12 protein-coding genes are annotated in these 12,731 nt (G+C 55.7%); 5 read left to right on the top strand and 7 right to left on the bottom strand.

Features of this window, described 5'->3' with window-relative positions:
- The first annotated feature begins 2 nt into the window (after nt 1–2).
- The 3 genes from folP to folK are packed head-to-tail and all read left to right on the top strand — an operon-like array spanning nt 3 to nt 1,679.
- Nucleotides 3–833 (top strand): dihydropteroate synthase, encoded by an 831-nt coding sequence (gene folP / locus DDZ13_RS05840; protein ID WP_110130497.1) that lies wholly within the window; start codon nt 3–5, stop codon nt 831–833.
- On the top strand, nt 826–1,191 hold the full coding sequence (gene folB / locus DDZ13_RS05835) for a dihydroneopterin aldolase (protein ID WP_158279812.1): 366 nt from the start codon (nt 826–828) through the stop codon (nt 1,189–1,191). The genes folP and folB overlap by 8 nt, the downstream gene beginning before the upstream one ends.
- Nucleotides 1,182–1,679, top strand: coding sequence for a 2-amino-4-hydroxy-6-hydroxymethyldihydropteridine diphosphokinase (gene folK, locus DDZ13_RS05830; RefSeq protein ID WP_110130495.1), 498 nt, complete (start codon nt 1,182–1,184; stop codon nt 1,677–1,679). The genes folB and folK overlap by 10 nt, the downstream gene beginning before the upstream one ends.
- A gap of 305 nt (nt 1,680–1,984) precedes the next feature.
- On the opposite strand, the gene DDZ13_RS05820 is transcribed toward folK, so the two are convergent.
- Nucleotides 1,985–2,842, bottom strand: coding sequence for an alpha/beta hydrolase (locus DDZ13_RS05820; protein WP_110130493.1), 858 nt, complete (start codon nt 2,840–2,842; stop codon nt 1,985–1,987).
- A gap of 47 nt (nt 2,843–2,889) precedes the next feature.
- The gene (locus tag DDZ13_RS05815) at nt 2,890–3,297 is read right to left on the bottom strand and encodes a thiol-disulfide oxidoreductase DCC family protein (protein ID WP_110130492.1); all 408 of its coding nucleotides are present in this window, start codon (nt 3,295–3,297) and stop codon (nt 2,890–2,892) included.
- A 76-nt stretch (nt 3,298–3,373) separates the two neighbouring features.
- Here DDZ13_RS05815 and DDZ13_RS05810 point away from each other — a divergent pair, with 76 nt between their 5' ends.
- Complete coding sequence (locus tag DDZ13_RS05810) at nt 3,374–3,871, top strand: hypothetical protein (RefSeq protein WP_110130491.1); 498 nt, start codon at nt 3,374–3,376, stop codon at nt 3,869–3,871.
- A 137-nt stretch (nt 3,872–4,008) separates the two neighbouring features.
- Here DDZ13_RS05810 and DDZ13_RS05805 read toward each other — a convergent pair whose 3' ends face one another.
- From DDZ13_RS05805 to DDZ13_RS05795, 3 genes are all read right to left on the bottom strand, one after another.
- Nucleotides 4,009–5,157 (bottom strand): phosphoserine transaminase, encoded by a 1,149-nt coding sequence (locus tag DDZ13_RS05805; RefSeq protein WP_199221057.1) that lies wholly within the window; start codon nt 5,155–5,157, stop codon nt 4,009–4,011.
- Nucleotides 5,158–5,237: 80 nt separating this feature from the next.
- Nucleotides 5,238–6,290 (bottom strand): glutamyl-tRNA reductase, encoded by a 1,053-nt coding sequence (gene hemA / locus DDZ13_RS05800; RefSeq protein WP_110130489.1) that lies wholly within the window; start codon nt 6,288–6,290, stop codon nt 5,238–5,240.
- A gap of 11 nt (nt 6,291–6,301) precedes the next feature.
- On the bottom strand, nt 6,302–7,162 hold the full coding sequence (locus DDZ13_RS05795) for a cytochrome C assembly family protein (RefSeq protein WP_158279811.1): 861 nt from the start codon (nt 7,160–7,162) through the stop codon (nt 6,302–6,304).
- Nucleotides 7,163–7,484: 322 nt separating this feature from the next.
- On the opposite strand from DDZ13_RS05795, the gene DDZ13_RS15450 reads away from it, so the two are divergent.
- Nucleotides 7,485–7,652 (top strand): hypothetical protein, encoded by a 168-nt coding sequence (locus tag DDZ13_RS15450; RefSeq protein WP_158279810.1) that lies wholly within the window; start codon nt 7,485–7,487, stop codon nt 7,650–7,652.
- 9 nt (nt 7,653–7,661) lie between these two features.
- Here DDZ13_RS15450 and DDZ13_RS05790 read toward each other — a convergent pair whose 3' ends face one another.
- Nucleotides 7,662–10,775, bottom strand: coding sequence for a DUF6288 domain-containing protein (locus DDZ13_RS05790; protein ID WP_110130487.1), 3,114 nt, complete (start codon nt 10,773–10,775; stop codon nt 7,662–7,664).
- A 50-nt stretch (nt 10,776–10,825) separates the two neighbouring features.
- Nucleotides 10,826–12,487, bottom strand: a complete 1,662-nt coding sequence (locus tag DDZ13_RS05785; RefSeq protein ID WP_158279809.1) for a sialate O-acetylesterase — start codon at nt 12,485–12,487, stop codon at nt 10,826–10,828.
- Nucleotides 12,488–12,731 lie beyond the last annotated feature (244 nt).

Here is a 12,731-nt window from a genome sequence, read left to right as displayed (position 1 = left end):
TGATGGGCAAGTCGTTCACCACCCGGCGCCAGTCTTTGCCGTTGGGGTCGAAGACACATCTTGTCGGCATTCTTAATCTGACGCCGGATTCGTTTTCCGACGGGGGAGACTATGTCGATTTGGCGGCAGCCGAGGCGCAGTTCCTTCGCATGGTGGAAGAGGGTGCTTCGATCATTGATATCGGAGGCGAATCGACCCGACCCGGTCATACGCCCGTCCCGGCGGAGCAGGAGATTGAGCGGGTCGTACCCTTTATCGAGGCGATCCGGACCAAGTGCGATGCGCTGATTTCCATTGATACCTCCAAGGCCTCTGTCGCGGCCGCGGCGCTCGACGCCGGGGCCGATATCGTTAACGACGTCTGGGGCGCCCAGCGAGATACGGAGATGGCGGGTGTCATCGGGCGGTGCGGTGCGGCCTGTATCCTCATGCATAATCGACCGGCGGAGGAAGCGGGGCAGGGTGATGTTATCGAAGCCATCACAAGTTTTCTCAAAACATCCATCGAAGCGGTGAAGGCCGCCGGTGTGGGCGGGGATGCCATCGCTCTCGATCCGGGGCTGGGCTTTGGCAAGTCCTACGAGGAAAACTGGGAGATTATGCGCCGCCTGCCCGAGCTACAGTCTATGGGCTATCCACTACTGGTCGGGGCCTCCCGCAAGTCCATGATTGCGAAGCTCCTTCAATTGAAAGATCCCAAGGCCCGGCTGTCCGGGACGCTTGGCACAACCGCACTCGCCATTCAGGCCGGAGTTGATTTTATCCGGGTCCATGATGTTCGCGAAAACCGCGAATGTGCCGATGTTCTCGATCATTGTTTACGCCATGAATAAGACTAAAATTGAACTCAAGGATCTCGCCTTTTTCGCCCACCATGGGGTCCTCAAAGAGGAAGCGGAGCTGGGCCAGCGTTTTAAAGTCGACGTGACACTTCGCCTGATCGACGGCCTCAAATTTGCCGCTGATTCTCCCGACTGCACCGTTAATTACGTGGATGTTTACGAGGCGGTGAAGGAGACCTTTCTCGGGAAGCGCTTCAACTTGATCGAATCTGCGGCCGAAGCCGTTGCCGCCGTCATCCTTGAGCGTTTCAGGAAAGTGGTTGAGGTGTCGGTCATTGTGAAGAAGCCCGCCGTGCCCGTGGATTGTATTTGTGAGTATTTCTCCGCGGAGGTGACGCGGTGCCGCTAGCCTACATTGCCCTGGGCAGCAACCTCGGCGACCGCATGTGGCAAATGCGACGGGCGCTGGAACTGCTGGAGTTAGGGGATCGGGTGCACGTGCTGCGTGCCAGCCCGGTCTATCAAAACCGGGCCGTGGGTATGGGCGAGGATGCGGACGATTTTCTCAATGCGGTGGTAGAGGTCAGTAGCACACTCGAACCACTTACGCTTCTGGATACTTGTCTTGAAGTCGAAGAGCAACTGGGCCGTACACGTTCCGAAGAGGGTTGGGCCCCGCGCACAATCGATTTGGATATTCTGTTCTACGAGGGGGTGAGTTTCGAGAATGAACGCCTGACTCTGCCGCACCCGCGTATTGCCGAGCGTGACTTCGTGGCCGTGCCGCTGGCCGACTTGGCGCCGCATCTGGAAATCAACGGTTCGATGGCGAGCCGGATCATCGAAGGATTGCCGCAAAACGAAATGAAGCCCTATCCGGAGTCAATTTTATGCTAACCGTAGCTTTCGTGGCCGAAAGAGCGGGGACATGCTTTAGCTACTGCTGCAGGACCCAGATCAGCGAGATTGAGGATAAGGTTCCGATGACACAAAGGACCGCCCATTTCATGTGTCTGCTAGTTCCCTCAAACATAATAATAGCGCTTCGATTTAATTATGGTTCAACCGAGTTGATGTAGCAGAGCCAGTCTCTGGCTCTGTCCCGATATGTATGCATGAGGATGGCAGAGGACCCGTCCTCATCGGATTACGCCGAGGCATGCTGCCATAGCTACAAAATAAACTAATAGATTATATCAATTCTAATTTGATTTCGCATAAGGCTGCGGCTCCAAATAATCAAGCGATACCAAAAATTGATCCATCTTTTGAATCGTATCATCGTGGTATTTTCTACCGTGGTTGAAAAATCCATGTGGCTCGTCCTGATAGAGGTGCAGGTCGCTACGGAGTCCGAGCGCTTCCATTCTTTCTTGATAGGCTTTGGCGGTGGCTACGGGGACGAGTTTATCTCTTGTTCCAAAAAAGACCAGAGTAGGGGGCGTGCCTTCGCTGATATTGTGCATCGGGGAAATTGCCTCCCAGTAGTCTTTGACCCGTTCGTGCCCGCAGCCGTTCGGGCCGTTGTCGTAGACCGGATTGAACAACAGGAGTGCTTCGGGCCGTGAACTGACGGCCAGCTCTTCTCCTTCTTCTTCAAAGCCTTCAACCGTGCCCGTAGCGGCGGCAACGTGTCCACCTGCCGACCCGCCTCCTGCAAGAACACGTTCCGGATCGACACCAAGCTTGTCGGCATGCTGCTTGATCCAGCGCACCGCGGATTTTCCGTCTTTGACGCATTCCTGTGGCGTTGTCTGGTGGCGGGATCTGACCCGATATTCGGCCGACATCGCGACCATGCCTCGTGAGGCAAGGTATTCACAGTGAGGGTAGAACTGGCTGGGCGAGCCGGAGACCCATCCGCCGCCAAAAAAGAAAACGATGGCCGGGCGCTGGCCGGAAGGGTTGTGGTTTTCCGGATAGAATACGTGCAGTTTCAGCTTTGTTTCCCCGACCGTCTTGTAGACGAAGCTTTCGTCCGGTTGAAAGCCTTCAGTCTCAAGTGCATGAGATGAAAGGATAGGGGAAATAAGCGAAAGGTATAAAAGGATTCGTTTCATGGGGTGATCGGATAAATTAAACTTGAGACGGCTGGTACTTTTTTGAATCAGGGCAACAGTTGACGATTTTCCTCCGGTGATGGCAAGGGGCAACTGTCCTTTGACAAAATCTTTCTTCGGTTTGCCGCGATCCAGTTGTAAATACCGTCGCGCCAGCTGCGAGGAATCAGCAAGGCGGGATGCGCGAAAAAACGCCAGGCACTGCCAGTATCGATAAGTGCCCGAAGCACGGCGTCGGAGCGAATGAATGTCTCCCCGTCAGCACGTTGGTAAACCACTGTGGTAAGCGATTGATGCAGGTCGGTTTCCAGCCTGTGACTGGCCGTCTCCCCTTGCAGTGGGGCAAAGTAAAGTAAGCGGGACCGGTCCTGCCGCATCAAAAAACGGACCGAGCGGCTGCATAATCCACAGTCACCGTCATAAAAAAGAACAGGTGCATCTTTATCACTCACCATCTACCAGTATTGTTAGGACCAGCTTTTGTCAAAAGATGCTGGCAGCATCGGCGCATTATCCTCAAGTTCCCACCTTATGAAACATCCTCTATTCGCTCTCATTTTTCTTCTTCCGGTGATTGCTTCAGCCGATGCGCTGAAAGTTTCGACCCAGGTCCTGCAACGCGCCGACGATGGGTCGGCGATTCGCGGGCAGTTTGTCTATCCAAGTGTGGAACTTGAATCCGGTGAGACCGGCAGCATGCACATCGGCCGAAAGGTGCGTTACCCGGTCTGGGTGGAAAAAGTGGATCTGGGCAACGGAGTTTCGAAAGACGAGACACGCTATGAGGAATCCCCGATCGGGCTTTTGTTTTCCATCAAATTCAAATTGAAAGAAGGCGTCATCACTTACAGCGGCAAGGCCATGTCAAAAGTCTCCGAAGGCACTTATGGCACCTCCTCCACGCTCAAGTCCTCCGAAGTGATCTTTTATGGAAAAACCAAGTTGGCTGAGCTTGTCCAGGTCCAGTTCGAGGGTGCCGACGGCACCCCCGAGGAGATTCTCATCCACTTTGGTCCGACAGAAGAGTAGAATCTTTCAGAAGACAGAAGACAGAAGACAGAAGACAGAAGACAGAAGACAGGTTTTGGGGTCGACGCCGAGATCACTGACTTCGATACGGAATCGCTGTTGTTTTTTATCTCCTCTGATATCCTGTTCTTTGGCCATTAGGTTGACTTGATCTCTTCGAAGGCCCAATCGAGCCAGGGAAGGAGGGCTTCGATGTCGGCTGTCTCCACGGTGGCGCCCCCCCAGATGCGAATGCCTGCGGGGGCATCACGATAGCTGCCGAAGTCGTAACCAACCCCTTCATTATCCAGGAGGCTGACAATCTGTTTGGCTTTAGCGGCCTGTTCCTCTTCCGGCAGGGCTTGGTACCAGTCGGCCGTGATTTTCAGGCAGATGGACGTATTGGAGCGGGTGGCCGGGTCCTCGGCGAGGAAGTCGATCCAGTCGCGTGTTTCCGCCCAATCGGCAATGGCTTTCAGGTTGGCGTTGGAGCGTTCAAGCAGGGCGGGTAGGCCGCCGATTCCTTCGGCCCACTTTAGGCCGTCGAGAGCATCTTCCACGCAAAGCATGGAGACGGTATTGATGGTGGCGCCTTCAAAAATTCCATCGATGAGTTTGCCGCCTTTGGTCATGCGGAAGATTTTGGGCAGTGGCCATGCTGGGGTGTAGCTTTCCAGACGCTCGATAGCGCGGGGGCTGAGGACGATCATTCCGTGAGCGGCTTCGCCGCCCATGACCTTTTGCCAGGACCAGGTGACGACATCCAGCTTGCTGTAGTCAATATCCATGGCGAAGACGGCCGAGGTGGCATCGCAAATCGTCAGGCCGGCACGGTCGTCGGGAATCCAATCCAAATTCGGCACTTTTACTCCGGAGGTGGTGCCGTTGTAGGTAAAGACCACGTCGTTGTTGAAATCGACTTCGCTGAAATCGGGGAGCTGTCCGTAATCGGCGAGCAGTTTCCGGGCATTCTCAAGCTGCAGTTGCTTGATGACATCAGTCACCCAGCCCGAACCGAAGGACTCCCAGGCCAGCATATCGACACCACGGGCGCCGAGCAGCGACCACATGGCCATTTCCACCGCGCCGGTATCGGAGGCTGGAACAATTCCGCAAACGTAACCTTCGGGTATGCCAAGAATCGACTTCGATTTTTCAATGACCTCCTGGATGCGAGCTTTGGCGGCTTTGGCGCGGTGGGAGCGGCCAACGAGTGCTCCGTCAAGTGCATCGAGCGACCAGCCGGGGCGCTTCGAGCAAGGGCCGGATGAAAAGAATGGGCGGGTGGGTTTTGTCGTTGGTTTCATGATCAAATAAAAATTAAGTCCCTAGAAACTGGAAACCAAAATAGAGATGTCGAGATCGCTTGTGGGTCAGAGCAAATATTTTAGATCCCGCGCATCAATTCACGCCGGCGCAGTTGTAGCCAGAGGTTCCAGGCGTGCCCTTTCAGAATATCCCGGGCGCGCTCAATTTCGGACTGTCGGGCGGCCAGGTTTTCGTTGGCAATTTTGGAGAGGTCGTCGAGATTGTAGAGGTATACATTCTCCAGATCCTCAACTTTCGGGTCGATATCGCGGGGCATGGCCAGATCGATAAGGAAGAAGGGTTGATCCGGGCGTGAACGTATGGCGGTTCGAACAACTTCCTTGCTTAGAAGAGTTCCCGGCGCTGCGGTGGAACCAATCACAATGTCGAAATGGTAAAGTTGTTCGATGAAGTCGTCGAAGTCGATCGCCGCGCCCTTGAGTTCGTGGGCCAGGCGATGGGCGTTTTCGTAGGTCCGGCTGCTGACGGAAATATCCGCCACACCCCGGCTCTTGAGGGCCTGGGCTGTCTTTTCGCCGACCTCACCGCTACCCAGCAGCAGCACACGGCTTTTATCGAGGTTGCCGAAAATACGGCTGGCCAAATCTACCGCGACATTCCCGATACTGACCTGGCCGCGGGTAATACCGGTTTGAGTTCGGGCTGATTTGGCGGCCTGAAAGCTTTTTTCAAAGAGGCGGTTCAACACGGTGCCGGTTGCCTTGGCGGCTTTCGCCTGTGCGTAGGCCTCTTTCATTTGTCCGAGGATTTCTGTTTCACCGACCATTTGAGAGTCCAAACCGGCGGAGACCTCCAAGGCGTGCTGGAGCACATCAAGGTTGGTATGCCAGAATGAGTGTTCGTCGAGCAGTTCCCGGCTTACGCCCTGGGCCTGGCAGAGGTAATTGCGTACGGTTTCTTCCGTCTTTTCGCCGGGATTGGCTAGACCATAGATCTCAAGACGGTTGCAGGTATTGACTACCAGACATTCCCGGATGGCGCTGTCCTCCAGTAAAGTACGCTGAAGCTGTGCGAGTTTCTCCCCGCTGAGAGCCAGCCGTTCGCGCACCTCAAGGGGCGCTTCGTTGTGCGAACTGCCCAAGACAAACAATGACTTTAATGAATCACCCATCAGAGACTGCTTTACTTGGTGGCGGAGGCAGGTGCCTCGATAGCACTGTGCGCTTCTTTATGAGCTGACTGCACCGGCCATAGAGAGGCCATGGCCAGAAGGAAAAGGATGATGGCTGCGATGGCGTGACGCCGCGTGACAAGCCGCTTCTGCATGCGCAGCACGACGACGATGACGTAGCCTAGCCAGATCAGGCAGGTCGCCGTGAGTTTGAAAATGGGCACCAGGTCGAGGTTGTTGATCCAGAAGACAGCGCCGAAGACAAGCGCCGCGGTCAGGACGATAACACCGGTCACCAGCAAACGTTTGGCCATGAGATCGAGTTGGTGGACCGAGGGCAGGTATTGGTAGATGCCCTTGAACTGTTTCTTTTTAAGCCCGTGCTGCTGGATGAGAAACATGACCGAGACCAGAGCGAGAATAGCGAAGACGCCGTAGCTGAAAATGGCGAGCGCCGCGTGCAACTCAATCCACGGATTGCCGCCAAAAATTCCGGGTGGATAGGGGCGGTCCCAGTTTGGCACGAGAAGCGCCCCGCCGGCGATCACTGCCGCCAATCCCGAGGTGAAAAAACCCAACAGCCGAAGCTTGAATGCGGGTCCGACAATAAAGAAAAGCAGCACCAGCGACCAGGCAATAAACTGGGCGATTTCGAAGCTGTTGCCCAGTGGGCAAGCCTTGATCTCGGCACCACGCAGGTTCAGCCCCAGGGTCTGCATAAGAAAGCCCCCGGTCAGTAAGGCAAACATGACGGCCCGTGAGTAGGGCTTGCGCAGCAGCAACATCACCAACCCGAGAAGGAAGGCGACAAGGTAGATTCCGGCTCCGGCGGCAAAGGCCGTACGGTCCGTCAGGGCGAGCTCGCTGAACATAGGTGAAATTGAAAGGGCTTCGGCTCCTCTGGCAACCGCGAACACATGTTCGGCCAAAACAACGTGCATTCGTATTACCTGCGATAACGGTGCGAACCAAGGATCATGGCGAAGCGAACTGACGCGGGGCAGTTTTATCTCCTGTTCACGGAAATATTCGACGATGATAGCGCACCATTGCTACGGAAATAAGTTCAAACCTTCTTTTGAAAAGGTCTCTCACATTGTTTGGTCGCTTTCTTGTGACGACTGGTCATGTTACAATCAGGCCTGCGTCAATTCATGAGCGCGGCGCCGCAAACTGTCTATCCCCCATAAAAGATTGAAAAACATAATTACCCCTTCTCAAATTCTGGTCACATTAGGCGTGATTCTCTTGGTGATTGTCATGACTCAAAGCTCCAGCGACATACTTCGTGCGTCCGGCGGTGAAGCTTTGATCGCTGCGGCTATTTTTCTCAGCAGCGGGCTCATGCTCTTGAAGCGGTGAGACTTGGTATTAATCGCCAATGATATCGGACAGGCGAAGGCCTTCGACGTAGAGGTCCATTTGTGCGGCGGGCTCCTTGGTCTTTTTATGGTATTCCATATTCCCGTAGGCCGCGAGGACGTTGGTCCCTTTCTTTAGTAACTTGGCTTCCTGCGGACTGAGGGGGAAGCGCCGGTAGGCGGGCATATCTTTCCACCAGACGTAGTTTTCGACTAGCTTGCCGTTCAGGTAAACATCATATCCCTGACGGGCGAGGATGCGGAGCCGGAAGGCATCATAATCCAGATCCTCGACCTCGAAGGTGGTGCGCATGATAATGAACTCGCCTTCGCCCCAATCCGTCACGTTCGGGATTTGCACGCCGCGGAATTCATCGGGGCCCTTGCCGATCGGGCCTCTGCCGGTGCGCCAAGCGCGGTCATCGAAGTCGACGTTCTGCCAGCCATCGAGCTGCTGCGCCATCTGCACGCGGCGGAAGCGCTTGCGTTCGCGCGGGTGCATTTCGTCTTCTTCACGCATGGGATCGAAGGTGGTGAAGCGCCAGATCCGGTCTTCCGGTTTGAGTGTGCCCAGCGGCTGCCAGCCGGCAGCATCTTCTTTCAACTGGGTGAGATCGATCAGAGTGTCGACCAGAGCCTGATCGTAAGGGCGTTCCTCCTGCTTGATGCGGGCAATGAATTCCTCGCGGTAGGTCCCGTAGAGTGCATCGACCAATGCGTCATGCTGATCGCCTTGAAGGGTTTCCAGGGCAGGATAAAGTCCGTTTTTGGGCACGCGTGCATTGGAGTTGGGCGTACCCACAAGTGTGATCAAGCTACCGGTATCGAATGAGTCCATCCGCTGGCGGATCATTTCAGCGACAGCCATGGCGGTGGACGGGTCACGCTCCAGGCAGAGCTTGGCGGCCTGCATCACATTCCAGGCGCCCTCGGGGGCGCGTAGCCCGTCTTTAATCTCACTTTCCTGCACGGAGTCCTTCAGGCCAGCAACGATGGTCGAGCCGATGTCACTTTTCTCGCCGTGCTTTCTCAGCATGGCATTGAAATGATTAAGCATGCGGCCGCGGGGCATGGTGTGGTATTCATTCGCCAAAATATCGAGCATCAGGGGAAGCACCTTTTGATAATGTTCCGGATCCTTCTCGGTCCCGGAAAGGGCGACAAAGGCATCTTCCCGCAGCCACCAGTCGCTGTGCTGGGTCCATGGTTTGATAAGTGGCAGCATGGCAATAATCTCTTCGGCCGATGCTTGCTTGAGCAACATGAGCGCGCCATCGACGACCCACCAGGATTCTTCGGGGTCACTCAACATCCGACGTACGGCCTTGAGCATGCCGGGGGTGAACTGCTCCGGCTTGACCGGGTTCTTGCCCATCGCAAACCAGTAGCGGTAGTCGATCAGACCGTCGATCCCGGCCCGGCGCACCCGCGGGTCAGGGTCACTGAGCAGATTCTCCAAGTCATCGAGGCGCCCCATCACGAGCATGGCTTTGGCCGCCTGTGCCCGAATCATGTAGCGGCGGTGGTAAACGTTCTTCAGCATCTTTTCCCGGGTGTGCACCTCAGGGTCCCACTCGGGCGTCCAGTAGGCACTGCCGAAAGTCCAGTAGGGAATATGGGTCGGTTCTTCGCCGCCGTAATTGTAGTATTTCGGATTGTGGTCAATGGAGTGAAAGGCGAGGTCCGCTTCCGTCCCCCAGAGTTGCTCCGGCAGTTTGTAATCGACCGAGTGTTCCGTGCGCGGCGCCCCGGTAATGCGGAGGGTTTTGCGCGGCGCAGTGTAAGAGAGTCCGACGCCGGCCCCGGAGGAGCCCAAGTCGCCGTTGCGCCATTCGAGCGTCGCAAACTCGAGAGCGCCGCTGGGCAGGCGGCTCAAATCATGCCACCATTTCAGGCGGTCCATGGCGGTGCGGTATTGTTCGGGGCGCAGGTCCATCAGGTAGTGGCTCACAAGACTTCGCCAGATCGCGTCGCCACGGCCCTTATCACCATGGCCCACCACGAGGCCGGAGTAACTGGTCATCATGGAGAGCCCTAAATGCTTGCGGGCTTCTTCATAAATCGTGGTGTCTCCACTGGAACCACAGGCGATCTGCATGGCGGCGGCAATCATACCGTCCTTGCCATTTGAGCCGAGGGCACCTTCGCCCCGGTGGTCGCCGTAAGGTACGGTGCCCTTGCCGGCAAAACGGTAGAAATAACGCAGCGAGCCGAGCAGGGTGTCTTCATCCACATCCACACCGCACTCCTTGGCAAGAAGTAGGGTGGTGAGTACCTGGGCCCCCGCCGGATTCATAAGGCCGCCGGCGACGTAGCGCGGGTTGACACCATCGCCCCAGTGGATCCAGCCCACACCGAACTTCTGGCGGCGCTCGGCATCGTCGGCGTAATACTGAATAATCGGCAGGACGGACTTATCGCCGGTGCGTAGGTAGTATTCGGCACAGGCGATGCCGTTGTACCCGTTGTTCCAGGTGTGCTTGCCAATTTGCTCAACTTTATCGGGGAAGTTGTCGAAGTAGGCTTTGACTGTCGGCAGGTATTTATCGTCGCCGGTGGAGAGAAGGAAGAGAGCCGTCAACGCTCCGGGCATGCCGGTATCCTGGAGCCATTTCGGATCCGAGAAAAACTCGGCAGCCTCACGGACGATCTTGTCCGACTTCGCGCAATCGAGAGGCCAGGTCTCACTGTAGGGACCATAAACCGGAATGGTAATCGTTTGTTTGCGGGTGGCTTTTCCCTCGGGTGAGCGTACGTCGAAGGTGAGTTTTCCGTTCGTTGCTTCGGCTTCGGTCAGGGCGTTCCCGAGAACCACGAAAGGATTTTTGCCTTGCAGCTGCACGCCGTTCACGCCGGTCAGGATATCGCCGACAGCAAACTTTCCGTCGGCGGGCGAGCCTTCAATAAGTGATTCGACCCGGACTTCCACGCCGGGATAGATGCGTGCAAATATACCTGTCGCTCCAACGTGGCCAAAAGCGCGCTCTTTGTCTTCTGCCGGTCGTAACTGGTAAACTTGATCGGGCCCCGCGTTGTTGTTGCCGGCGGCTGTGGCCAGACTTGGTAGTAAAAGACCCAGCGAAATGAACAGGGGATGGGAGAAATATTGTATTAAGTTTTGCATCTAAATGAACTTGTTATGTTGGCTTCAGCCGGTGTGTCGACTTACTGTGCTTACTCGCAGGAAATGCAGGTGAGTTGTTCGAAGATCTTCGGTTCGCCGCCGGCCATCAAATTGGCCAGACTCCGGCCCATGGCATCGCCCATCAGCAGGAAGCATTTTGCGCTGCCGTGGTAGTGGAACCCTTTATTGCTGGTGGCTCGTTTAAGGATGTCCATGGCCTTGGCATGTTCCGGGTCCTCCTTATCCATGCCAGTGCGCACGTTGTGGGCCATGTCCAATTCGAGTGGGAAATAGGGGGCGGTATTGACGACATCCATCGTGCCGCGCATCCCGGGGAACTGTGCGGCCTGGATCATGCCGCCGTTCACGTTGCCTTCAAGAGCCATATGTCTGTAAGCAGGCATGCCAAGCGTTCCGGCCACAAAAGGCATGTCGGGTGTATCGACTTGATCACGCATGAAATTGACCAGCTCGACCAAGTGTTCCCCGTAAGCCGGATTGTTTTGATCGCTGTAGCCCTGGAACCAGACCATGCCGCCGATCTCGTAGCCAAGATCAGGATCATACTCGGGGTGGTATTTACCGGGGTCGGCCAGCACCTTTTCGATATGGGGCAGGGTCATGCCCCAGCAATAGGAAAGCTCACCGGTTTTTTTCGGCGCCGGTACAGGAGTATATTCACGCCCCTCGGCTTCGGCCCGGGCCGCCATCTTTTTGTTCCAGGCCTCGCGGGCTGCTTTCTCGGACGGTGTCTCGACACCGTCCAGTGTGGGCGGACGCCAGGCATCCTTGATCGCGGTGTTCCCCCAGGAGCATTTGACGAGAAGAATGGGCGCATCCACCATGCGTTCAAGTGCGATACCGATTCCGTATTCCGGGCCGATCTTGTTGATACTTCCACCGAAGCCGACGCTCAGCGGGCCGTGAGTGGTGTAGCGGTTCTTCTCACCTTCCGATCCATCCACATGACCATGGGCGACGATGTGGACGCGCTCGGCGATCGGCAAATTGACATGTTCCCGGGCCAAATGAGCATAGGTACTCCGCCATTGCTCGACGTCGCTTTCCAGATTCCGCGGAATCTTGGCGGCCTTGATGGCATCCTGAAAAGATTGGAAATCCGAATGGTCGGCATCCTGTAGGTATTCTCGGCGCACAAGTTCGATCTCATCGGCAATTACCTTATCCCGGGCGATCAGCTCCTGATAGGCGGCTTCGACTGTAAACTCGTTGTCCGGGTGTCCGATAATGGCGTCCATTCGTTCGTAGATGCCTTCCTCGGCGGCTTTCGCATCAAGATAGGGATACATCACGCCGCGGCCCTTGCCCTCCGGTTTTTTACCCCAGGCCTCCTGCCAGGGGCCATGTTGTCCCTTGACCCGCTGCCGCCACTTCATCCGCGACATGCGGCGCTCTTCAACGAGTGCATCGAGTTCGTCCTTGTATTTCTGCGGGCCCTTAAAAGTACGCACACCCTGCCAGTAAAGGTTTTGCCAATCGAAGAACTCCGATTTCTTGGTGACAAAATCTTTAGGCGGCACATAAGCGGGCTCGGTCAGGTAAACCGCCGTCTCCGGATCGGCCAGACCCACCATGTTGGATTGGCCCATGAGAAAGACGATCTGCAGCTTTTCTTTCTTGAGTTTGGTTTCGGCGTTAGCCGTCAGGGCGAGTAGGCCTGCTAAACTGCAGGCGATATATAGTGTCTTCATGAGATGGTTCAGGTGGGGATATTGGAAGTGTGTTAGCTTGGACCGCGCGCAGCGGTGAAAGTGCAGTAACAGGCTGAATTTTGCCAAGTCGGTTATGGCGAAGTTTTTTACAAAAACCTTCATTCCATATACTGCCCGGCGCATCGGACTGGCAAGGATGAATCAGATATTAAACGGTATGATTGCTGATATGATGCCGGCTAATCTTATTATTTAGACGTATTAACGGGGCAGATATTTTGTC

Source organism: Coraliomargarita sinensis, assembly GCF_003185655.1.
GTDB lineage: Bacteria > Verrucomicrobiota > Verrucomicrobiia > Opitutales > Coraliomargaritaceae > Coraliomargarita_B > Coraliomargarita_B sinensis.
This window is presented reverse-complemented; position numbering and strand designations above follow the sequence as displayed.

Bases quoted from the DNA above. Each gene is read 5' to 3' on its own strand.
- folP (WP_110130497.1), top strand. From the start codon at position 3: ATGGGCAAGTCGTTCACCACCCGGCGCCAGTCTTTGCCGTTGGGGTCG.
- folB (WP_158279812.1), top strand. From the start codon at position 826: ATGAATAAGACTAAAATTGAACTCAAGGATCTCGCCTTTTTCGCCCAC.
- DDZ13_RS05815 (WP_110130492.1), bottom strand. From the start codon at position 3,297: ATGGTGAGTGATAAAGATGCACCTGTTCTTTTTTATGACGGTGACTGT.
- DDZ13_RS05790 (WP_110130487.1), bottom strand. From the start codon at position 10,775: ATGCAAAACTTAATACAATATTTCTCCCATCCCCTGTTCATTTCGCTG.
- DDZ13_RS05820 (WP_110130493.1), bottom strand. From the start codon at position 2,842: ATGAAACGAATCCTTTTATACCTTTCGCTTATTTCCCCTATCCTTTCA.
- hemA (WP_110130489.1), bottom strand. From the start codon at position 6,290: ATGGGTGATTCATTAAAGTCATTGTTTGTCTTGGGCAGTTCGCACAAC.
- DDZ13_RS05805 (WP_199221057.1), bottom strand. From the start codon at position 5,157: ATGAAACCAACGACAAAACCCACCCGCCCATTCTTTTCATCCGGCCCT.
- DDZ13_RS05810 (WP_110130491.1), top strand. From the start codon at position 3,374: ATGAAACATCCTCTATTCGCTCTCATTTTTCTTCTTCCGGTGATTGCT.
- DDZ13_RS05785 (WP_158279809.1), bottom strand. From the start codon at position 12,487: ATGAAGACACTATATATCGCCTGCAGTTTAGCAGGCCTACTCGCCCTG.
- DDZ13_RS05795 (WP_158279811.1), bottom strand. From the start codon at position 7,162: ATGTTCAGCGAGCTCGCCCTGACGGACCGTACGGCCTTTGCCGCCGGA.